Source organism: Roseibium sp. TrichSKD4 (assembly GCF_000148725.1).
Lineage (GTDB): Bacteria > Pseudomonadota > Alphaproteobacteria > Rhizobiales > Stappiaceae > Roseibium.
The window spans coordinates 419,410-439,601 of sequence record NZ_GL476310.1 but is presented as its reverse complement, the minus strand read 5'-3'; the positions used below and the strand labels follow the sequence as shown (position 1 = coordinate 439,601).

The 20,192-nt window shown below is 53.7% G+C and carries 23 protein-coding genes; 8 read left to right on the top strand and 15 right to left on the bottom strand.

Annotated elements, in window-relative coordinates:
• Nucleotides 1-59: 59 nt before the first annotated feature.
• The 3 genes from argB (at nt 60) to TRICHSKD4_RS07865 (ending at nt 2,635) form a co-directional block, all read left to right on the top strand.
• The gene (gene argB, locus TRICHSKD4_RS07875; protein WP_009466972.1) at nt 60-947 is read left to right on the top strand and encodes an acetylglutamate kinase; all 888 of its coding nucleotides are present in this window, start codon (nt 60-62) and stop codon (nt 945-947) included.
• Nucleotides 944-1,684 carry a pyrimidine 5'-nucleotidase gene (locus tag TRICHSKD4_RS07870; RefSeq protein WP_009466971.1) on the top strand — a complete coding sequence of 247 codons (741 nt, stop codon included), beginning with the start codon at nt 944-946 and terminating at the stop codon, nt 1,682-1,684. Before argB ends, TRICHSKD4_RS07870 begins: the two co-directional genes overlap by 4 nt.
• Nucleotides 1,685-1,771: 87 nt before the next feature.
• Entirely contained in the window at nt 1,772-2,635 is an 864-nt protein-coding gene (locus tag TRICHSKD4_RS07865) for a LysR substrate-binding domain-containing protein (protein ID WP_009466970.1), read from the top strand.
• A 19-nt stretch (nt 2,636-2,654) separates the two neighbouring features.
• Here TRICHSKD4_RS07865 and TRICHSKD4_RS07860 read toward each other — a convergent pair whose 3' ends face one another.
• Nucleotides 2,655-3,560 carry a DMT family transporter gene (locus TRICHSKD4_RS07860; RefSeq protein WP_009466969.1) on the bottom strand — a complete coding sequence of 302 codons (906 nt, stop codon included), beginning with the start codon at nt 3,558-3,560 and terminating at the stop codon, nt 2,655-2,657.
• Nucleotides 3,561-3,797: 237 nt separating this feature from the next.
• Between TRICHSKD4_RS07860 and dapD the strand changes: the two genes are divergently transcribed.
• Nucleotides 3,798-4,646, top strand: coding sequence for a 2,3,4,5-tetrahydropyridine-2,6-dicarboxylate N-succinyltransferase (dapD, locus tag TRICHSKD4_RS07855; protein WP_009466968.1), 849 nt, complete (start codon nt 3,798-3,800; stop codon nt 4,644-4,646).
• A gap of 84 nt (nt 4,647-4,730) precedes the next feature.
• Here dapD and TRICHSKD4_RS07850 read toward each other — a convergent pair whose 3' ends face one another.
• The 6 genes from TRICHSKD4_RS07850 to TRICHSKD4_RS07830 all read right to left on the bottom strand — a co-directional run bounded on the left by TRICHSKD4_RS07850 (nt 4,731) and on the right by TRICHSKD4_RS07830 (nt 9,478).
• Nucleotides 4,731-5,402 carry a class I SAM-dependent methyltransferase gene (locus tag TRICHSKD4_RS07850; protein WP_247642791.1) on the bottom strand — a complete coding sequence of 224 codons (672 nt, stop codon included), beginning with the start codon at nt 5,400-5,402 and terminating at the stop codon, nt 4,731-4,733.
• Between the two features lie 143 nt (nt 5,403-5,545).
• A complete protein-coding gene (locus TRICHSKD4_RS32255; protein WP_009466966.1) occupies nt 5,546-5,767 on the bottom strand; it encodes a hypothetical protein in 222 nt (73 codons plus the stop codon).
• A complete protein-coding gene (locus tag TRICHSKD4_RS07845; RefSeq protein WP_009466009.1) occupies nt 5,764-7,116 on the bottom strand; it encodes an IS1380 family transposase in 1,353 nt (450 codons plus the stop codon). The genes TRICHSKD4_RS32255 and TRICHSKD4_RS07845 overlap by 4 nt, the downstream gene beginning before the upstream one ends.
• 144 nt (nt 7,117-7,260) lie before the next feature.
• The gene (locus TRICHSKD4_RS07840) at nt 7,261-7,854 is read right to left on the bottom strand and encodes a hypothetical protein (RefSeq protein ID WP_009466965.1); all 594 of its coding nucleotides are present in this window, start codon (nt 7,852-7,854) and stop codon (nt 7,261-7,263) included.
• A gap of 3 nt (nt 7,855-7,857) precedes the next feature.
• Nucleotides 7,858-9,033 (bottom strand): succinyl-diaminopimelate desuccinylase, encoded by a 1,176-nt coding sequence (gene dapE, locus TRICHSKD4_RS07835; protein ID WP_009466964.1) that lies wholly within the window; start codon nt 9,031-9,033, stop codon nt 7,858-7,860.
• Between the two features lie 13 nt (nt 9,034-9,046).
• Nucleotides 9,047-9,478, bottom strand: coding sequence for a DUF805 domain-containing protein (locus tag TRICHSKD4_RS07830; protein WP_009466963.1), 432 nt, complete (start codon nt 9,476-9,478; stop codon nt 9,047-9,049).
• A gap of 182 nt (nt 9,479-9,660) precedes the next feature.
• Between TRICHSKD4_RS07830 and TRICHSKD4_RS07825 the strand changes: the two genes are divergently transcribed.
• Nucleotides 9,661-10,434 carry a DUF2189 domain-containing protein gene (locus tag TRICHSKD4_RS07825; RefSeq protein ID WP_009466962.1) on the top strand — a complete coding sequence of 258 codons (774 nt, stop codon included), beginning with the start codon at nt 9,661-9,663 and terminating at the stop codon, nt 10,432-10,434.
• Between the two features lie 60 nt (nt 10,435-10,494).
• Here TRICHSKD4_RS07825 and truA read toward each other — a convergent pair whose 3' ends face one another.
• The 5 genes from truA to def are packed head-to-tail and all read right to left on the bottom strand — an operon-like array spanning nt 10,495 to nt 14,058.
• Nucleotides 10,495-11,310: a tRNA pseudouridine(38-40) synthase TruA gene (gene truA / locus TRICHSKD4_RS07820; RefSeq protein WP_009466961.1), complete on the bottom strand. Its 816-nt coding sequence runs from the start codon at nt 11,308-11,310 to the stop codon at nt 10,495-10,497.
• Between the two features lie 13 nt (nt 11,311-11,323).
• On the bottom strand, nt 11,324-11,863 hold the full coding sequence (locus tag TRICHSKD4_RS07815; RefSeq protein WP_009466960.1) for a GNAT family N-acetyltransferase: 540 nt from the start codon (nt 11,861-11,863) through the stop codon (nt 11,324-11,326).
• A 19-nt stretch (nt 11,864-11,882) separates the two neighbouring features.
• Complete coding sequence (fmt, locus tag TRICHSKD4_RS07810) at nt 11,883-12,818, bottom strand: methionyl-tRNA formyltransferase (protein WP_040616567.1); 936 nt, start codon at nt 12,816-12,818, stop codon at nt 11,883-11,885.
• A gap of 53 nt (nt 12,819-12,871) precedes the next feature.
• Nucleotides 12,872-13,504, bottom strand: a complete 633-nt coding sequence (locus tag TRICHSKD4_RS07805; RefSeq protein WP_009466958.1) for a MarC family protein — start codon at nt 13,502-13,504, stop codon at nt 12,872-12,874.
• A 29-nt stretch (nt 13,505-13,533) separates the two neighbouring features.
• Nucleotides 13,534-14,058, bottom strand: coding sequence for a peptide deformylase (gene def, locus TRICHSKD4_RS07800; RefSeq protein WP_040616498.1), 525 nt, complete (start codon nt 14,056-14,058; stop codon nt 13,534-13,536).
• Between the two features lie 124 nt (nt 14,059-14,182).
• On the opposite strand from def, the gene TRICHSKD4_RS07795 reads away from it, so the two are divergent.
• Nucleotides 14,183-15,370, top strand: coding sequence for a DNA recombination protein RmuC (locus tag TRICHSKD4_RS07795; protein WP_050763375.1), 1,188 nt, complete (start codon nt 14,183-14,185; stop codon nt 15,368-15,370).
• A gap of 4 nt (nt 15,371-15,374) precedes the next feature.
• On the opposite strand, the gene TRICHSKD4_RS07790 is transcribed toward TRICHSKD4_RS07795, so the two are convergent.
• The 3 genes from TRICHSKD4_RS07790 to TRICHSKD4_RS07780 are packed head-to-tail and all read right to left on the bottom strand — an operon-like array spanning nt 15,375 to nt 18,069.
• A complete protein-coding gene (locus TRICHSKD4_RS07790; RefSeq protein ID WP_009466955.1) occupies nt 15,375-16,247 on the bottom strand; it encodes a C40 family peptidase in 873 nt (290 codons plus the stop codon).
• Nucleotides 16,248-16,263: 16 nt separating this feature from the next.
• The gene (locus TRICHSKD4_RS07785) at nt 16,264-16,614 is read right to left on the bottom strand and encodes a MarR family transcriptional regulator (RefSeq protein WP_009466954.1); all 351 of its coding nucleotides are present in this window, start codon (nt 16,612-16,614) and stop codon (nt 16,264-16,266) included.
• A 60-nt stretch (nt 16,615-16,674) separates the two neighbouring features.
• Entirely contained in the window at nt 16,675-18,069 is a 1,395-nt protein-coding gene (locus TRICHSKD4_RS07780) for a M17 family metallopeptidase (protein WP_009466953.1), read from the bottom strand.
• Nucleotides 18,070-18,382: 313 nt separating this feature from the next.
• Between TRICHSKD4_RS07780 and TRICHSKD4_RS29155 the strand changes: the two genes are divergently transcribed.
• A protein-coding gene (locus tag TRICHSKD4_RS29155) for an IS630 family transposase (RefSeq protein WP_085979595.1) occupies nt 18,383-19,443 on the top strand; the annotation gives its coding sequence in 2 pieces (ribosomal slippage) (nt 18,383-18,875 and nt 18,875-19,443; 1,062 coding nt in all).
• 3 nt (nt 19,444-19,446) lie between these two features.
• On the top strand, nt 19,447-20,187 hold the full coding sequence (locus TRICHSKD4_RS07765; RefSeq protein WP_009466952.1) for a tetratricopeptide repeat protein: 741 nt from the start codon (nt 19,447-19,449) through the stop codon (nt 20,185-20,187).
• Nucleotides 20,188-20,192: the final 5 nt, after the last annotated feature.

Genomic DNA, 20,192 nt, shown 5'->3' with positions numbered 1-20,192 from the left:
CAAACCGGCTATAGAGCTTCTTTAAAGTTTCTGATCGCACCCCAAGAGCCCGTTTTGAAATGAGTATCCCAGACCATCACAGCCGTGCCCATGTCATTGCTCAGGCGCTGCCCTACATGCAGCGCTATGACAACAAGATGGTTGTCGTTAAATACGGCGGCCACGCCATGGGGGATCCGGTTCTGGGTGAGGCCTTTGCACGTGACATCACCCTTTTGCGCCAATCCGGAGTCAATCCGGTGGTTGTTCATGGCGGTGGTCCGCAAATTGGCAAAATGCTGACCCGGCTCGGCATTGACAGTGAATTCAGAGCAGGCCTTCGCGTAACCGACAAATCGACAATCGAGGTTGTCGAAATGGTTCTGGCAGGTTCCATCAACAAGGAGATTGTCCACTCGATCAACTCCGAAGGTGGCCGGGCCGTCGGCTTGTGCGGCAAGGATGGCAACATGGTCGCCGCCAAGAAGTTGGAGAGGACCGTTGTTGATCCGGACTCCAACATTGAAAAGGTCGTTGATCTTGGATTTGTTGGTGAACCTGCTGAGGTCAACCCGACTGTATTGAAGCTAGTGCTGAAGGAAGACCTTATCCCGGTCATAGCCCCTGTTGCACCAGGTCCAGACGGCAACACCTACAATATCAATGCGGATACTTTTGCTGGGGCGATCGCCGGCTCCTTGAATGCCACGCGACTCTTATTTCTGACCGATGTTCCGGGCGTTCTGGACAAAGACGGCAAACTCATCAAACAACTGACCGTCGCCAAGGCGCGTGAGTTGATTGAAGACGGCACTATCTCAGGCGGCATGATACCCAAAGTCGAGACCTGCATCGAAGCCTTGAACCGAGGGGTTGAAGGCGTCGTTATTCTGGATGGCAAGGTCGAACATGCCGTCCTTCTGGAGCTGTTCACCGACCGCGGCGCCGGGACGCTGATCTGCCCGTGACCGGCCGCCGCGTCATTCCGCGAGAAGGTCGTCACGCCCACTTAACAGACCTTCGGGTGTTTTCCGGTGTCGAGGCGTGGGTGTTTGACCTCGATAACACTCTATACCCCTTCGATGCTGATCTCTTTTCCCAGATCAACGAAAAGATCGGAGATTACGTCGCAGATCTTTTAGGCTTGGATCGGGCGGCCGCAGAAGTTCAGCAAAAAGCATATTACAAAGCCTATGGCACCACCTTGCGCGGCCTCATGGTGGAGCACAATGTCGATCCGGACGACTTTCTGGAAAAAGCTCATGACATTGATTATTCGGCGGTCAAGCCGAATGCTGACCTCAAGTCCGCAATTCAGGCTCTGCCGGGAAAGAAGTTTATCTTTACAAATGGCGATCGACCTCATGCAGAACGGACTGCCGCAGCGCTTGGCGTAACTGAGCTCTTCGAAGATATCTTTGACATTGTTGCAGCTGGGTTGGTGCCCAAGCCAGACCGCGAAGCCTATGATCTGTTTTTGAAACAGACTTGTGTCTCACCCGCCCGTGCAGCCATGTTCGAAGACCTTTCCCGCAACCTGGTGGTTCCGCACAAATTGAGCATGAGAACTGTTCTGGTTGTTCCACTGAATACAAGGGACCTGTTCCATGGGGAATGGGAACTGGAAGACGACCGAGCACCTCATGTGGATTTTGTAACCGACGATTTGACCGGTTTCTTGAAGGCGCTTCCGGGCCACCTTTAGTGGTCTTGCCCTATGGCACAAACAGGTTGGTTTTGGCGCGAGTCGTCCGGTAAACTATGTGATGCACCGTCCTTTGAGTGAATTTTCATGGCCTCCTTGCGCGCGCTTCATGCTTTCTCCCTTCTGGCCAAACTGGGCAGGGCCTCTTTAGCGGCTGAGCGCCTCGGAGTGTCTCCGTCCGCGCTGTCGCACCTCATGCGCAAACTGGAAGACGAGCTAGGCGCAACACTCATTCTCAGAGATGGCAGAGGGTTGAGCTTGACTGAAGAAGGCCAGCGTCTTGCTCTTGGACTGGGTGATTCGTTCGATCAGATTGAAGAGGCTGTCGACACGTTCAAGCGCCGGGGCCGCACGGAACTCAGAATCAGCACCGTTTCAACATTTGCGACCCGCTGGCTGATCCCGAAGTTGCCGGAGTTTCAAGCTCTCCAACCCGATGTTGAAATCCTTCTTTCCGCCTCGACCCGCGCGGTCGATCTGGACCGCGAAAACTACGATTGCGCGATCAGACTTGGCAAAGGCAATTGGCAAGGCGTCGATAGTTCGCTCTTGTGGCAGGAGCACCTTGCTGTTGCGCTCGCACCAAGTCTTTTGGGGAGCCAGCCAACCGCAGATCCATCCCGTATAAAGGATTTGCGGCTGCTCCACAGCGCCAGTCGTCGCGGCGACTGGATGCAATGGCTTGCGCATGTTGATCTGGAGCACGGGGAAGCATCGGCAGGCATGGTCCTGGAAAGCCGAGACCTTGCCATTCAGGCCGCTATCGCCGGCATGGGGGCAATCGTGATCGATAAACGATTTGTCGCTCAGGAGATCGCGGCCGGACATTTGATTGCCCCTGAATGGCCGGTCAAGGAACTGGAAACCGGGTACTGGTTTGTTCGCTCTCCCAACAGGCCACAATCACGACCGGTCGCTGCTTTCCGCGACTGGCTCCACAGCGCTGCATAGACAGCAACTTGCTTGAGCCTCAAATGCTTAGGATCAGGACCACCACTGATTCGGCGATCAGCGCGCAGCCGAAGACCTCCATTTTGAGGATCTGTTCCCGAAACAGGAATACCGACGCAGCTAACGTGAAAATCAGCTCCACCTGTGCCAAAGCCCTGACATAAGCAACCTGTTGCAACGTCATAGCTGTAAACCAGCCGACCGACCCTGCGACACCCGTGAGACCTACCCAGATACTCACCCGCCAGGTCCGTAGGCTTGCGGTCAATTCAGACCGTGCCATCAGTGCCATCCAGACAGCCATAACCAATGTCTGAAACGCGGTTGCACAGACAAGCGCAAAAGCAGCCCTAACAAAAACCTCCCCTTCTGCAAGGCTCAAAGACCCCGCCCGATAGGCTGCCGCGGAAATTCCGAAGAATGCAGCAGATGCCAAACCTATCAAGGCGGGGCGGCCCAACAAGGCAGAGCGAATTGTGATGCCCTGAAGACCACGCCGGGCCAGAGAAATCACGATGACGCCAATCACACCAACCATGATGGCTGCACCTGACCAAAGCCCAACCGTTTCGCCCAGAAACACCCAGCCAAATAGCGCGGCAAGAATGGGCTCGGTTTTGGAATATGCGGTTCCAACTGTGAAATTCTTGTGTGAGAACAAATGCACCAACAAGAACGTCGCAATGATTTGGGCAATCCCGCCCAGCGCGACAAACCCTGCAAAGACAAGAGATGGCTTTGGGATTGCCATCCCAAAGCCGAAATGCAGACCGGCCAGATAAACCGCTGCGAACGGGAGCCCATATCCAAAGCGCACAAATGTGGCTCCAATTGTCCCCAGCTCCCCTTTCAAGTGTTTTTGCAACGCAGATCGAATGTTTTGCGAAAAGGCCGCGCATACTGTAATCGGGATCCATAAGTCCATCTTTTGCAGCCTTCCAATATGCCAACTGAGGGTCCAACCTCGAGACCGCTATCCTGCGCCTCCCGTCTTGTTGGCTCAATTGAGCAATCCGATTGCAGCAGTGAAGGGAACTCAAGCGCGACGGGCTCTCCCTTCCCTGCTCTAACAACCGCATTTCCGTCATGCTTGCTTGACAGAGCCCTTCCGGACCGCTTAGGTCCGCGCCATTACCTGATACTCTCGGAGAGATACCTGCCAATGACCCACGACCTTGCGCAACTTGAAAAAGTTATCGATGCCGCTTTTGAAGACCGGGCCGCAATCGACACGCACACGACCGGCGAGGTTCGCGATGCCGTTGATACTACGCTTAACCTTCTGGATCGCGGTCAGCTCCGCGTGGCTGAAAAGGTCGACGGCAATTGGCAGGTCAATCAGTGGGCCAAGAAAGCCGTTCTTTTGTCATTCCGCCTGAATACGATGGAAGTTATCAAAGGCGGACCGGGCGATGCGACTTGGTGGGACAAGGTTCCCTCCAAGTTTGACGGCTGGCGCGGTGTTGACTTTGAAAACGCCGGTTTCCGCGCAGTTCCGAATTGTACCGTTCGCCGCTCGGCCTTTATTGGCAAAGGCGCTGTCTTGATGCCGTCCTTTGTTAATCTCGGTGCCTATGTTGGCGAAGGCACCATGGTGGACACTTGGGCAACAGTCGGCTCCTGCGCCCAAATTGGAAAGAATGTTCACTTGTCCGGCGGTGTCGGAATCGGCGGTGTATTGGAGCCACTTCAGGCCGGCCCGGTCATTATTGAAGACAACTGCTTTATCGGCGCTCGGTCTGAAGTCGTGGAAGGCGTTGTGGTCGGCGAAGGGTCCGTGATTTCCATGGGTGTGTTCATCGGCCAGTCAACCAAGATTGTTGATCGCCAAACCGGCCAAATCCATGTTGGAAAAGTCCCGCCATACTCTGTGGTTGTTTCCGGTTCCTTGCCGGGCAAGAACCTGCCGGGTGAAAACTATGGCCCGAGCCTTTATTGCGCCGTTATCGTGAAGACCGTTGACGAGCAAACCCGCTCAAAAACCTCCATCAACGAATTGCTGCGCGACTAATCAAAAAGGGGCCGCAGTCATTTTCTTCGGCCCCTACTTTTTTCATCTTATTCGACAAGACGTGTTCAATATTATTGGCGCTGCTTAAATGGCAGCCTGTTTTTCGCGCCCGGGTTCATTTGCAACCACCTCGCCCCAGCTCTCGCCCATTTCGCCAACAGCCGATTTCTTTCGCCTTACAGCGACCAGTGCTTTGGTAAGCCCAAAGAACTTTTCTTTTTGAATTTCTGCATCCGGGAACAACGTCCTCATCTGCCGAATATCCAGCAAACGGGCGTCTTCCACGATCTCCATTGCGCCTTCAACATCATCTGCCTTTGGATAAAAACCGGTCTTAGTCATCATATGAAGGCGGTAGGTAATTTGATCCGGCAGCCAGTGGATAAATGGCATCCGCGCATGAGCCTCGATTGGAAACCAAAAGTTCGGTGTCTGAATGAAATAACTTCTCCCAACTCGGCGGACTTCAGAAGCAAACTGCGACATTTGCGGCCATGCACCAACATGCTCAATACAGGAATTGGAAAAAACCACATCAAAAGTGCTGTCAGAAAATTGGCTCAGATTGCACGCATCACCCTTGATGCAGGTCACATTTGGCAGAACAAAATCCGCTGGTTGATCGAACGTGTTGATACAGACAATCTCAGTTTCGCTAAGATCGAACACTGAACCCCAAGTCCGCCAAAACTCAATGGTTCCGCCAAGATCAAGGATGCGGCATATCCGTCCCTTGGAAAGGTACGTTTCAACCAAATTCCAGAACTCCTGCATTCGCATGCGTCGGAATTTGTTGGAGGTCGATACCGGAGAGAGGTCCATAATTGAGCTACCGCATTTAATATACTTCAGACGACTTAAACTTTTCATTGAATTACAAAAAATAACAAGCACTGATTTTATATAATCGGATATTTCCCAAGTAACTGTGTGTTGCGACGAGGTTGACCGTTTTCACGGACGTTTGCAACTCTGACGGCAGCGTTGTCGGGGCGATTATCGATTTTGACGGTTACGTAAGCGCGGTTTTTGAGCTTTTCGTGGACTTTATCCCGTTTGGGCTGCGACAAGACACAGCTGTGGAGCCGCATTTGTGTTGGTTTCGTTGTTTGGAGCGTCATGCAGGCCTCGGCGGGGGCTTGAGGGCGCGGATTGCGGCGAGGATTCGTCCGAAGACGTAGCCTGATACAGCCACCTCTGCCAGTTGGAACGTGATTTTGCGCGCATGGCGTACGACCTTTGCCCCGATTTTGATGAGGCGGCTCTGGATACTTGTCAGCGACCAGTCGGCGACCTCTTCCGGGAGGTCTAGCCCTTGCAGGAAGACACCAAGGTTATACGCCAATGCGTGAAGCTGAAGCCGGACCTCATTGTCACAGAACCGCTTGCAGGACAGGCGGGTCCAAGTGATGGCGTTCTTGCCTTCTTTGATGTGCTGTTCGGCTGTGCCGCGCTGATTGTAGAAGCGGATGATCCATTCCGGCTCCATCGGCAAGTTGGTGACGACAAAACCCACGCGAGGGAATAGATCACCGGGATACCATTCGATCTTGGCAACCACCTGACGGGGCTTGCTCCATGAAGCAGCCTGATACTCAAAAACCTCATAGAAGCGCTTGATCTTTGTCTTTGAGGGACGTCCCACGGGGCGGGTCAGCTGATGGCTGATCTTCTCTTCCAGCACAGCGTTCTTTTTGAGGCGGATGGCGTAGCGGTACCCTTCAGCCTCTAAAGTCTCGTAAAGTTCCGGAATGGCAAAGGCGGCATCAGCGCGAAAGAAGCGCATGATGTCGCGCTCTGCATAGCGCGCAATGACGGGTATCAGAAGAGCCTTCCAGTCATCCGCGCTGTGGACGCTGCCATTGCGCAGGGCACAGCGTTCCAAGTGGCCAAACTGATTGAAGATGAACAATGGGTGATAGCAGTTGCAGCCGAAATGCCCGTTCCATGCGGTTCCCTCCTGAGCGCCATGGGTGGGGCTGACAGAGCTATCCATGTCCAAGGTGATGTAGTTCAGTCCTTGGCGACCATGCACCGCATCAATCCATTGACCGGGCATATCGGCCAAGGCTTCCCTGTTGGCGGCAGTCGCGAGCACCTCAGTCTCAAAGCGGCCCATCTGGGAGGAGGATGCCGCCTGAGTGTCAACGGCACGGCCCCCGATAATCTGGCGCATTACCGGGTCACGCGACAGACGCACGGCATCATTCACATCTTCATAGCCCGCAAGGCGACCAAATATCGATTGGCGCAGCAGGCCCATCAAGGTGTGAACGCCATTCTTACCTTTGCGGGTATCCCGAAGGAACCGAACCGCTTTGCCGAAAAGGCCAAGGGCGTCATCAAGCTCCCGGTAAAGCAGAAGACCGCCATCAGAACTGATCTTTGAACCGTGGAATTCCAACCGCACCCGAGGGTCAAAATCCAGCCGAAAATCGCTCTCAGAACCCGCACCCGTTGGGTGTGCCATTTTTCAGCCCTCCGTCATCAAGTAACACGCTGTAATATAAAGAGAAAAATAGGATAGAAGAAGCTAAATCAGCTGACTACTTGGGAAATCCGGGATAATTAATATATAGTTAACTTAAGAGCCTATCATCATAGTTTTACTAAGTCACATAGCAACCAAACGGTCCACTGTGGTCTGGATGAATATTGACAACACAAAGTCAAGAAACACGATACCGAGCGTCAGTCCCATCGAGGCACCAAAAATCATCCGGGTTATCTGAAACCGGTACCACAAGATCATCACCAAGAACGTGAGCCAGGTGAGATACATCAGTCCGCCGGATAAAACCCCACCAAGATAAAGCGACGCAGTAAAGACGTAAGGAATTGAGACAAAAAGGCTTGTCCAGTTTCTGACTGCTATGAAAGCGGGATAATGCGCTTCAAGCCCCAGGGGCTTGGCCATCACTGCCAACACAAGTGGCATCGCGATCCAGTCCAGCCCCAGACCAATCAGCCGAACACTCCAGAATGCGGCTGTCTCAAATACTTCAGATGCCAGTTCGGTTTCAGTCAGGAGCAGCTGTTTTTCGGCAAGTGAGGTTATGGCGAAAAGAGGCAGCAAAAGAACAATGACAAAAAAGGATCGCCAGAATCCGCTGATGGAAAGATCGAACCAACGAAGGCCCTCTTCACGATTTAAGAAGAGCAGCCACGATCCTTTTATAGATGCCTCAACCTCACGGACCGAGACCATGTCTTACTGCCCCTTCAGCCCGAAATAGCTTTTGAGGAATTGGCTGTATACAACAGCGAGTTGATCAAGATCCGCGATGGCAACATGTTCATCAACCTTGTGCATGGTCTGCCCGACAAGGCCAAATTCAACCACCGGGCAATAATTCTTGATAAACCTTGCGTCGGACGTGCCGCCGCCGGTTGAGAGTTCCGGCGTCCGTCCAACTGTATTTTCAATTGCGTTGGACAGCGTTTCAATCAACTTCTGATCTTTTGTCAGAAACGGTTCACTGGCATCGCGTTTAAACTCGATCGTCCAGTTTAGCCCCTCGGGCGCCGCCTGTTGCAGAACGCCGGTGACTTTGTCTTTCAGCCCTGCCAAATCCCATTCATCATTGAAGCGAATGTTGAATTTTCCGGTGGCGCGCTCTGGGATCACGTTGAAGGCCGTATTGCCAACATCCACTGTCACAATTTCAAGATTGGAAGGTTGGAAACGTTCGTTGCCATCGTCCAGCTTCATCTGGTCCAAACCGGAGAGCAGCTTGATGAGACCCGGTATGGGGTTGTCGGCAAGATGAGGATAGGCCGCATGGCCTTGCGTTCCCGTCACCTCAATGGTGCCAGATAGCGACCCACGGCGACCAACCTTGATCGCATCACCCAGATGATCAGGGTTGGTGGGCTCTCCGACAATACAAGCGTCAAACACATGGCCTTGGCTTTGCGCCCAGTCCAGCAGTTTCGCAGTCCCGTTGACCGCCGGTCCTTCTTCATCGCCGGTGATCAGAAACGAAATCTGGCCGCCGAAGTCGGTTCCGTTTTCCTCGACAAACCACAAAGCCGCAGCGGCAAAAGCGGCAATACCGCCCTTCATGTCGACCGCACCGCGACCATAAAGGCGCCCACCGGCTATATCCCCCGCAAACGGGTCATGAGACCAAGAGCTATTGTCCCCGGGAGGAACAACATCCGTGTGCCCGGCAAAGACGAAATGCGGTTTGCCGCTTCCGATGCTGGCAAACAGGTTTTCGACGTCGGGCGTATCTTGATCGGAAAACGTCACGCGCTCGACCTTGAATCCCGCAGCCTCGAGCGTGCTTTGCAACGAATTGAGTGCACCACCTTCCTTCGGTGTGACTGACGGGCAGCGGATAAGATCACGAGCAACACGGACGGCAGAAGACAGATCAGGCATTAGGTAAAGTGACTCACGCTTTGGGGCTTCGGTAATAGCTGTTCGGTGCAGGACCATAGCGGTTAGGCCCATTGGTACTTGGCATGAAGCCGAAGATCACCACCGCCAAAAGGTTGACCAGCGGCACAAAAACAAGAAGTGCGGCAAACCCCGTAATTCCCGAGTCCTGACACCGCTTGATGACAAAGGCCAGTTCCAACCATTGCAGAATAAAGAAGAGATAGGGCAACAAAGGATTGGAGTTCATAAAACTCGCAAGATCCAGTGTCTCCAAATTTACATTGCCATCAAGGGACACCCACCAAAGGCGAATTGCAATGGCAATCACCATCCAGATGAATCCAAACCCCAGCCAGTAGGCATGTCGGCCAAGACGGCCGAAAGGACTGAGGAACAACCAGGCAAGACCTGGCGTGTAGTTGGCTGGTGGTATGTCAGAACTCATGAAAAACCATTCTCGAGGTTCGCTTTTCCTGCATTGGAGTTAGTCGGAAGTCCTATTCGGATCAAGGAGAAACGTTAGAAGGAAACGCATCTCCATTTTCAATTGTAACTAAAAGATACATTGGCAATTGGCTCACAGCGGTGCATCCTATGGTTTTGATGCTTTTGGGAGGAAGCTCGATTATGGAAAATCAAGGAGCTGGTACACCCACCGACATGCAGGAGCCGCTCCGCCCTGCACCAGTGGTTCGGGCAATTACTGCAAACGATATTGTTGATGCCTTGATGTCTGGATTGAAGGACTTCAAAACCGCACCGCATATCGGTCTTGTCATTGGAGCCCTGTTCGCCGTTGGCGGCGTTCTCGTGATCCTTAGCGCCTCTGCGCTTGGCATGAGTTACCTCAGCTACCCCTTGGCAGCGGGTTTTGTTTTGATCGGCCCTTTTGCAGCCGTCGGCCTTTATGAGGTTAGTCGGCGAATTGAAAAAGAGGAACCGCTCACGTGGGGGGCAATCCTCTCGACAATGTGGGCACAAAAAGGACGCGAGCTGTCCTGGATGGCCTTTCTTGTACTGTTCATTCAGATCATGTGGATGTATCAGGTTCGCCTGTTGCCGGCGCTGTTTCTGGGGTTTCGTTCCTTTGCCTCCTTTGGCGAATTCATTTCGGAAGTTGTTGGCACCCCAGAAGGTTTGATGTTTTTGGCGGTTGGACACGTTGTCGGCGCAATCTTATCGCTGACCTTGTTCTCGCTGACAGTGATCTCTTTTCCGCTGCTTCTGGAACAGGATCGAGACTTCATTACCGCAATGATCACGTCGGTTCGCGCAGTCGCCATGTCTCCAATCCCGATGATCGGTTGGGCCTTCACCGTGACCATCGTCCTGATAGCCTCAATGGTCCCGGCGTTTTTGGGATTGGTGATAACGCTTCCCATTTTGGGGCACACCACATAGCACCTTTATAGAAAATGCGTCGTGCCACCTGAGGACAGCTAATCGGCTTTGACAGTCTGCTCAAGCATCAGAGGCGACGTCCAGAGCCGCCTTCTTTGCGCGCCACTCGTCTGCTGCAGCAATGTCGGCTTCAACAGACCGATAATCGACCCGTGTCAAATAAAGTCCGTCTGCAGGCGCAACCGGGCCGCAGGCCTTGCGATCACGTGCTGCCAGCGCTTCTCCAACGTCACTGGCCGTCCATCGCCCCTCTCCAACAAGACGCAGCGTCCCAACCATCGACCGGACCTGATTGTGCAAGAAGGACCTTGAGGAGCACTCGGCCAGAATAATCTCCCCTTCCCTACGCACGGTAAAGTTCTCAAGGGTCTTCACCGGGCTTTTGGCCTGACACCTTGAATGTCGGAAGGTGGTAAAATCGTGATGGCCGACAAACTCTTGGGCCGCCTCATTCATCGCATCGGCATCAAGTTCATGTTTGACGTGCCACGCAAGCCCCAGCTCATGGGTGAGCGGTGGTAGACGGTTGTGAATTCGATATCGATAAGACCGGCGGATCGCAGAAAAGCGGGCATCAAATCCGTCATGCTTTTTTTCGCAAGCAAGAATGACGACCGGGTCTGGCTGACAATGGAAATTCAATGCGCCCATAACCGTCTTTTCAGGCCAATCCTCTGACAAGTCCGCATGTGCAACCTGCCCAAGAGCATGAACGCCAGTGTCTGTTCGCCCAGCACCACCAATCGTTACATCCTCTCCGGAAAAAGCCTTTATCGCCCGTTCAATTACACCTTGTGCGGACGGACCGTTTGACTGACGCTGCCACCCACAAAACGGGCGACCATCATATTCTACTGTCAGCTTGTAACGCGGCATAGCTTAGGCCTGACTATTCGAATGCTTCAAACGGGGTCGCAAAGGCAACTTCAATCGGAAGATCCCGTTCCCCTGCCTTACTGAGAGCCAAGGCCATGAAGGCATTTCCTGCATATGGCCCTTTGATTTTTCTGGCCAATTCCGAACTGAACCCAAGTTCTGGAAAATAGGTCGGCGACCCGAGAACCAAAACAAGGTCCTCTCCAGCACTCCGCAGGTCGTCTAGGGCCGCCTTAATCAAGGCCGATCCAATGCCCTGCCTTTGAAAATGCGGCCAGACGGAAGCCGGTGCCAAACATGAGACCTTCAGGGCCTGACCACGGCCCGTGGCGCGCGGCGTCACCCGACTGAACGCAACATGCCCCTGGATCTTGCCTTCGTCATTCACTGCCACCTTTTCCAGGACAAGCGCTCCACAATGGCGAAGGCGATGCAGTAGACCTGCTTCTTCCTCTTGAGCAAAAGCCGCCACAGTCACATCACGAACACACGCCTCGTCAGAGGGTTGAACATCACGAATAACAAGGTCATCAACCAGCGCGTTGTGGTTCACTTTCTAGCTCCCGCTTGCATTATCCCAGAACTGAACCCGTTTGCAGCTGGACACCGCGCAGGAACTCTTCAGCGGTCATTGGTTTCTTGCCGGCGCGCTGCACCTGAACGAGGCGAACACTACCATCTGCGCACGCCACAACAGGGCCCTGGTCCAAAGACACAATCGTCCCCGGAGCACCGCTTGCACCCTCAACCATAGCACTGCGCAAGATCTTCAAGCGTTCGGTCTTGTTTCCAACACTCAGTTCGCACCAGGCTCCTGGAAAAGGAGACAGGCCGCGAATGTGATTGTGCACATTGCTTGCGCTTTGCGTCCAGTCTATCCGTGTTTCGCTCTTTGCCAGTTTAGAGGCGTAGGTCACACCTTCTGCATCTTGAGGCGTAAAGCCCAGCGCTCCGCGGGAAAGAGCTGCCAATGCCCGCACCATCAGGTCACCACCGAGAGCCGATAGACGGTCATGTAATTCGCCTGCCGTCATATTCGGATCAATGGACAGTGTTTCAGACATGCCTATGGGGCCGGTATCAAGACCTTCCTCCATCCGCATAACCTGAATTCCGGTCTCTGCATCACCTGCCATGATAGCCCGGTTGATCGGGGCTGCGCCCCGCCACCTTGGCAGCAGTGACGCATGCAGGTTCAAGCACCCGTCGCGCGGCGCATCCAAAACCACTTTCGGCAACAAAAGGCCGTAGGCAACCACCACAGCAACATCTGCATCCAAGTCTGCGAAAGCTGCCTGCTCAGTCGGATCCTTCAGGCTTGTTGGAGTGAAAACGGGAATACCAACAGATTCCGCCGCCTCATGCACCGGGGACTTCTTGAGATCCATTCCCCGGCCCGCAGGGCGTGGTGGCTGCGAATAACAAGTAACGACTTCATGTCCCTGACCAATAATTTCCATCAGTGTCGGGACCGAAAATTCCGGTGTCCCCATAAAGATGATGCGCAACGACATAAGGCTTCCTGAAAACGTGACTGGGTTTGAGCGCTCTTATGGACCAATCAGGCCAGACCAGGCAACAAAACCTTGAGGCTTTCAACCATCATGCTCATAGCGATTGCAGCAAGGATCATACCCATCAACCGGCTCATCACACTGGTCGCGGTTTGCCCCAGAACGCGCCCGAGGAACGGAGCTGCAAAGAAAGTGACCGCGAGCAGCCCAATGGCACAAGAAATCGCTGCCACATAGGCAATGTCCTGCTCCACCGTGCTGGCCTGCCCCCGAAAGATTATCATCGTCGAAATCGTGCCCGGGCCCAAAAGGATCGGCACTGTCAGCGGATAGATTGCCGGATGATCCTGTTCCGCGTGATGGGCCTGTTCTGCCTCCGTCCCATGGTGAGCCTTACTTTGCTCCCCCTGAATGAGGTTCAGAGCAATCAGGAGGATCAAAAATCCGCCTGCCAGACGAAAAGCATCCACGCTGATGCCAAAAAGGTTCAGGATGGCATTCCCGCCAATTCCGACCAACGCAGCGCCGCACACGAGCGCTATAATCAAGGTTACGACCACCTTGCGCTGTCCGGCAGCATCACGATCAGAGGTTAGCGACAGAAAAACGGGCAGATTGGCAATCGGGTTCATGATCGCAAACAGCGCCGCGAACATCTTCAGAAAAAACGCGGTGTCCATTTGCCCATCCTGCCTTGTTTCGCAGCCTGTCAGCTGGCGAGTTTGCCGTTCAACTTGGCTAACTTGTTAAATTTTTTCATGACGCGGTCACGCTTCAATTTCGATAAATAATCGATAAAGAGGCGACCATACAAATGATCCAGCTCATGCTGTATGCAGGTTGCCAGGAGCCCGTCGGCTTCCATTTCCTGCTCTGCCCCGTCCCGGTTCAGAAACTGGACACGCACCTTTGCCGGACGTTCGATGTCCTCATAATAATCCGGGATAGAAAGACACCCTTCCTGATAAACCGACGTGTCTTCACTAGACCAGACGATTTTCGGGTTGATGAAGACCATCGGGTCTTTCGGTGCATCTTCTTTGGCAACATCCAAAACAAACAAGCGCTTGAGTACACCAATTTGGCTTGCCGCCAGACCAATACCGGGGGCGGCATACATGGTTTCGAACATGTCGTCTGCCAGCGCTTTGATATCCGCGTCAACTGTTTCAACAGGTGCACAAACTTCGCGCAACTGCGCATCAGGGATCGTGAGTATGGAGCGTTTTGTCATAAAGTTCACATAACCAAAGCGCCGTGTGTGGTCAATCGTGAAGTCGCGGGAAAAAACCTTGAACACACGGCAAACTGGACCGCCTCCGGCTGCAGCCGATTCCGAATCGTTCTATGTTTGTTTCATGATGGAACCTCTCTTTATTTTTGCCGGGCGCCCGGTTTCCGTTTTGGAAGCGTGCGTCTTTGGCGCACTTGCCCTGCTCGTCCTTTTGTTATGGCTCGGGTTTCGAACCCTTGGCCAGATGCGGAAAACAGCGGAAAACGAAACAGCGGCACGGGAGCGCATTCACGAGCTTGAAAGCCACCTGTCTGAAGTCCTGAAATCCCAAGGGGAAATGACCGGCCGAATGCAAACCATGGCCGAAGTCTTTGGCTCCCGGCAGTCGGACCTGATGCGCTCGTTGAATGAACGTCTGGATGGCATGGGGCACAAACTTGGCCTCTCAATGGCCGATACAAACAAGCAAACTCATGAAGGATTACGCCAGCTCCACGAACGGCTGGCCGTGATTGACCGCGCCCGCCATACCATTACCGATCTCTCCACACAGGTCAGCGACCTTCAGGCGATCTTGTCAAACAAGCAAACCCGTGGGGCCTTCGGTCAAGGCCGCATGGAGGCCATCATTCAGGATCAGCTAGCTCCAAGTGGCTATGCATTTCAGGCAACCCTATCGAACAACAGCCGTCCGGATTGCCTGATCCACATGCCCAACGGCGCGCCGCCGCTTGCAATTGATGCAAAGTTTCCTCTGGAAGCCTTTAATCTCATTCGGCGTGCCGAAACGGATGAAGAAGTGAAAGCGGCCAATGCCCAGTTTCGCCGGGACTTCACCAAACACATTCAAGATGTGAAGGAAAAGTATCTGATATCCGGCGAGACCCAAGACACAGCTTTTCTCTTCGTTCCCTCAGAAAGCATCTTTGCCGAGCTCAACGAGCAGTTCGAGGATATTGTCCAGAAATCTCATCGCGCGCGGGTGGTGATTGTCTCTCCCTCTCTCTTGATGCTTTCCATACAGGTTATTCAGGCAGTCTTGCGTGACGCAAAGATGCGCGAACAGGCGCACCTTATTCAGGCGGAAGTTGGCCACCTGATCGATGACGTCACTCGGCTTAATGATCGCGTTGGCAAGCTGCAGACGCATTTTGCCCAAGCGAACAAGGACATTGATCAGATCCTGATCTCGACGGAAAAGATCAGCAAACGCAGCCGAAAAATCGAAGATTTGGATCTGGGAGAAGCGGAGAACAGTGAAGGCGCGGCTTCTCCTGTTTCTCCTGCTCCGCCAACAGCGCTGTCGCGGTGAGCTTTTAATAGAGCCTTTTGACGGCGGTTACAGCGCCGAACTCGTTTTCACCAATGCGCCGGACCGCTTCATCAAGAGCTTCACTTGCAACGGTCATCGTATGGCCGTTGGCGTGAAGCAACTGATTGTGGCCTTGGACAATGCCAACGTGGCCTTTCCAAAATATCAGGTCACCACGTTTAAGGCTCTCAAGGGGCGTATCGAGCGGAAGACGATGGCCGACCTCGGCCTCCTGCATGTCGCTGTCCCGGGGGATTTGCACGCCGCCTTCTGCTAGGGCCAGGTGGACAAGAGCAGAACAATCCAGCCCTGCCCCACTTCGACCTCCCCAAAGATAAGGAACGTTCAGAAATTGTTCGGCCACGGCCACCCAATCTTGGTGACCTTCCTCCGAAAGGGGGGCTACGTGGCGAGCAACAACGTATGAATGGTCGGAGAGCTGACAATAGAGAAGGTCGCGCGTGGTTTTCTCTCCAATCACACTGATCCTGCTTCCAATGGAAAGCGCACCCACGCGCGGAAGCTTTAAGTCCGGTCCGGAATAGCGAAAGCTGTTCAGTGCGGTCACTCGATGGGTTGGCTCAACCGGGTCGGCCAGCGCGTCAGCTGAGACCCATCCAACATAACCATCGGTTTCCAGTTGCACCCAAGCCCAGCCATCGGAAGCTTCCTCGAAGACCGTAACCACCTCTCCAAAAAGCCCTTGGGTATCAACGGACTGGTCCATTCGAGGGTCTTTGCGAAAATCCAGCACACTCCTAACGATGGTTTTCTTCTTGCCGTCTACAAATCGATCAGCTTCAACCCGCCCCTCATAAGCGCGCGCTGCAAGGTCTTTGCGAACGGGATGGCGGCGACGGTCAAACTGTGTGGTCATTGGGGGCCTTTGCTCTTTACCGTGGCAGCGTTTTGGCTTTTTCCGCCACCAGATCGCCAAGTTGCTCCAGATAAAGCGAACCTTCAACCGTTCTTGAGATGATGACATTGCGCTTGTCGGCTTCATCACGCTTGCGCGAGAGCAGACGCATGCTGCCCAAAGTATCCAAAGCCCGCGTGATTGCAGGCTTTGTCACTTTCAGTTTTGCAGCCAGTCCACGCACCGTATGTGGCGGCGGCTCAAGATAGACAGTCAGAAGGATCGTCAGCTGCCGTGCAGAAAGGTCCTGTTCACTGTCGCGAACAAGGGACAAATTCACTTCCTGCATAAGCCGTAAGGCCTGGGACGGCCTCAGATCCACCGGCATGTCTGGTCTCTCTACCCGGTTGATTCGCGTAGAGTTTATCCAAAACCTGTTTCGCTTCCGTTACATTTTGGATGTGTAGCGATCACTGATCAGGTCAAAAAGACCCCGGATCCCCTGCGCTTCACCACCAGATGGCTTTCCGGGCAGATCAGAAGGGGTCCAACCATAAATATCGAAATGTGCCCAAGACTTGGTGTTTTCGACAAACTTCGACAAAAAGAGCGCCGCGGTTACTGAACCGGCAAAACCAGCGCCGCTTGTGTTGATGTGATTGATGTCTGCAACCGGGCTCGACATGTATCTGAGGTAGGACTTCCAAAGCGGCATGCGCCACAAAGGGTCATTAGCTGCTTCAGCCATCAAGGCGATGTCTTCAGCCAACTCATCATCATCGGTGTAGAAGGGTGGGAGGTCCGGCCCTAGAGCAACACGTGCTGCGCCCGTGAGAGTTGCCATATCAATCAGCAGGTCAGGCGTTTCCTCATCCGCCAGTGCCAAGGCGTCAACGAGAACCAAACGTCCTTCCGCATCCGTGTTGCCGATTTCAACCGTCAGGCCTTTTCGGCTGTTCAGAACATCGCCGGGACGGAAGGCGTTGCCGGAGATTGCATTCTCAACGCAAGGGATAATCACCCGCAGGCGTACCGGCAAGTCTGCTTCCATAATCATGGATGCCAAGCCCAATACATTAGCAGCGCCGCCCATGTCCTTTTTCATCAAGGTCATTGCGCTTGCCGGCTTGATATCCAGTCCGCCGGTATCAAAGATGACACCTTTCCCAACAAGCGTCACCTTCGGAGCGTTCGGGTCTCCCCAGGCGAAATCCACCAGACGCGGCTCACGGGAACTGGCCCGGCCAACGGCGTGAACCATTGGATAGTTCTCTTCAAGCAACGCGTCTCCTACGACGGTTCTACCCGTGCCACCGAATTGCTCAAAGAGATCGGCAACTGCAGCGGCCAACTCCTGCGGACCAAGATCGCTGGCTGGTGTGTTGATCAGATCACGCGCTAGGTAAACGCCGTTTTGAATAGCCGTGACCTTTGAAATGTCGGCATCGTCTGGAACCACCAGTTGGGGGCGTTTTGTCGGGGCCTGCCGATAACGATCAAAAGTGTAAACGGAAAGTACAAAGCCGAGCGCAATTTCAATCGTATTTTCTTGATCACTCGGCAACACATAATCATGGGCCGGAAGGCTTGCGAGTGCAGCTCCCATTGCAAATGACGAGACACCTGGTTCCAGTTCCGCGCCCAACAGGATCACAATCTCACCGTCTTTTGCCGAAGGCACTGCGATTGCTTTGCCCTGCACCGGCTTGAAACTATGCAACTCTACCAGATTTTTTGCTGCCGCCCCCAAATCTTCTACAACCGTGTCCAAGCTGGCATTGTTAACTGGTACAATTGCCACGGCATTTTCAGCCTGTGCACTACGGATCAGGTTCTCGGGCACGATGACCTCCTGCGGATCGGTGTTTCAGATTTTGATTGGAGACTTACGCTCTCACTTAGACCATTGCAATCGGTACAAACATCGCCGTAGCGGAACGCTTAACCAACAATTAGGGTTAATAACCTATTGCTAGATCTTCAGAATGCAATTTTGCTCGAGGATTAAGCCATGGACAGGTCAGCTTCCGTATCCGCTTCAAAGCGCCGCCGCCGCCTATTGGCAGTAATACCAAACGTCAGATGAAGTGACTCATATTTGGGCTTCCGGTTTTGTTGCGAATATGATTCCAGATGGCAAACGATGGGAGTTTGCCATGGGAGCCGCGATACCGCTTCGAGATGACTTTGACGGTTGTACCCTTCGCCGGTTGGCGAGGGTGTGCCGGGACGCCAAACAGACCCGTCGCCTTTTGTCATTGGCGGTGATCTATGATGGGGGGAGCCGTTCGGACGCAGCTCATATTGGCGGAGTGACGCTCCAAATCATTCGCGATTGGGTGCTGCGTTTCAATGCTTCTGGTCCCAATGGTCTGAAGGATACGCCCAAGTCAGGTCGCCCCTCAAAACTTGACGAGCAGCAGCGTCGTGCGTTGATCGAGATTGTCGAACGAGGCCCGTATCCATCGGTGGATGCAGTGGTACGTTGGCGCTTGAAGGATCTCGCTGCGTGGATCCTGTCTGAATTTGGCATTGTCGTTGACGAGCGTACCGTATCGCGGGAGCTGAAGAATGCGGGTTATCGGCGTCTGACGGCCCGGCCGCAGCATCCGGCGCAAAACGAGTTTGCCGTCGAGGATTTTAAAAAAGCTTCCCAGCCGAACTGGCGGAAATCGGCAATCAGCTTGAAAGCGGCACCCCGATAGAGGTTTGGTTTCAGGACGAGGCGCGTGTGGGTCAAAAGACCAAGATCACAAGGCGATGGGCAAAACGCGGGACAAGGCCGCGGGCCCCCAAGGATCAGCGGACAAAGTCAGCATGGATATTTGGGGCCATCTGCCCGGAACGGGGTGTCGGTGCTGCGCTCGTCCTTCCCAAGTGCAACATCATGGCCATGCAAATGCATCTTCAGGAAATCTCGTCGCAAGTCGCTCCGGGAGCCCACGCCGTTGTCATCCTTGACCAGGCTGGCTGGCACACATCTGGCAAACTCGACATTCCCAACAACATTACCCTTCTCCCATTGCCACCGAGGTCTCCCGAATTGAACCCGGTCGAGAACCTATGGCAGTTCATCAGGGATAACTGGCTGTCAAACCGGGTCTTCAAATCCTACGAACAAATCATCGATATCTGTTGCCGCGCATGGAACAGGTTAATTGAACAACCATGGACCATCATGTCCATCGGAATGCGAGATTGGGCCCATCGGTTCTGAATTTTGACGGTTGGTATAACAGCTCTGATTTCCGCCCTTACCATTCTCGGCGGGTGCGCTTCATCCAATCGGGGCAATGTCGGAACGCATTCTTCAGCAACACAAAACGTGAATGCTCGACCGGGAACCTCCGAGGCTCGACAGGCAGTCGCTTATTGGGCGCAAGCCTATGAGAAAGACCGGAAAAACCGCCGAGCCATCTTGGGCTACTCAGAAGCCTTGAGTGCAAATGAACAATTTCCGCAGGCCAAGGCCGTGCTCCGCAGTGGTGTGATAGCCAATCCGAGGGACAAGGAAATTGCCAGCGCCTACGGGAAAGTGCTCGCAATGAACGGCGAACTTCCTGAAGCACTCAGCGTCATAAAGCAGGCGCAGGATCCGCAAAACCCAGACTGGAAATTGCTCTCCGCCGAAGGAGCTGTCCTTGATCAGATGGGTAGGCACGAAAACGCCCGACAAGTGTATCAGCAAGCTCTCAAAATCGTCCCTGATGACGCGAGCCTACTCAACAATCTGGGTCTGTCTTACCTATTGTCCAACAAGCTCCCGGAAGCCGAATACACCCTTCGCAAAGCATCTGCGCTCCCAACCGCCGATAGTCGGGTTCGTCAAAATCTGGCTCTGGTTCTTGGTGTGCAGGGCAAGTTTTCAGAAGCTGAGAAAGTCGCAACGGCTGAGTTGGATCCGAAACAAGCCGAAGCCAATATCGCTTACTTGAAAACAATGCTCCAGAACCGGGGATGAATGTA

Bases quoted from the DNA above. Each gene is read 5' to 3' on its own strand.
- TRICHSKD4_RS07785 (WP_009466954.1), bottom strand. From the start codon at position 16,614: ATGCCGGTGGATCTGAGGCCGTCCCAGGCCTTACGGCTTATGCAGGAA.
- TRICHSKD4_RS07795 (WP_050763375.1), top strand. From the start codon at position 14,183: ATGATGGAACCTCTCTTTATTTTTGCCGGGCGCCCGGTTTCCGTTTTG.
- TRICHSKD4_RS07840 (WP_009466965.1), bottom strand. From the start codon at position 7,854: ATGGTCTCGGTCCGTGAGGTTGAGGCATCTATAAAAGGATCGTGGCTG.
- TRICHSKD4_RS07865 (WP_009466970.1), top strand. From the start codon at position 1,772: ATGGCCTCCTTGCGCGCGCTTCATGCTTTCTCCCTTCTGGCCAAACTG.
- TRICHSKD4_RS07805 (WP_009466958.1), bottom strand. From the start codon at position 13,504: ATGGACACCGCGTTTTTTCTGAAGATGTTCGCGGCGCTGTTTGCGATC.
- truA (WP_009466961.1), bottom strand. From the start codon at position 11,310: ATGCCGCGTTACAAGCTGACAGTAGAATATGATGGTCGCCCGTTTTGT.
- dapD (WP_009466968.1), top strand. From the start codon at position 3,798: ATGACCCACGACCTTGCGCAACTTGAAAAAGTTATCGATGCCGCTTTT.
- argB (WP_009466972.1), top strand. From the start codon at position 60: ATGAGTATCCCAGACCATCACAGCCGTGCCCATGTCATTGCTCAGGCG.
- TRICHSKD4_RS07860 (WP_009466969.1), bottom strand. From the start codon at position 3,560: ATGGACTTATGGATCCCGATTACAGTATGCGCGGCCTTTTCGCAAAAC.
- TRICHSKD4_RS32255 (WP_009466966.1), bottom strand. From the start codon at position 5,767: ATGACGCTCCAAACAACGAAACCAACACAAATGCGGCTCCACAGCTGT.
- TRICHSKD4_RS07845 (WP_009466009.1), bottom strand. From the start codon at position 7,116: ATGGCACACCCAACGGGTGCGGGTTCTGAGAGCGATTTTCGGCTGGAT.
- TRICHSKD4_RS07825 (WP_009466962.1), top strand. From the start codon at position 9,661: ATGGAAAATCAAGGAGCTGGTACACCCACCGACATGCAGGAGCCGCTC.
- dapE (WP_009466964.1), bottom strand. From the start codon at position 9,033: ATGCCTGATCTGTCTTCTGCCGTCCGTGTTGCTCGTGATCTTATCCGC.
- TRICHSKD4_RS07790 (WP_009466955.1), bottom strand. From the start codon at position 16,247: ATGACCACACAGTTTGACCGTCGCCGCCATCCCGTTCGCAAAGACCTT.
- TRICHSKD4_RS07830 (WP_009466963.1), bottom strand. From the start codon at position 9,478: ATGAGTTCTGACATACCACCAGCCAACTACACGCCAGGTCTTGCCTGG.
- def (WP_040616498.1), bottom strand. From the start codon at position 14,058: ATGACAAAACGCTCCATACTCACGATCCCTGATGCGCAGTTGCGCGAA.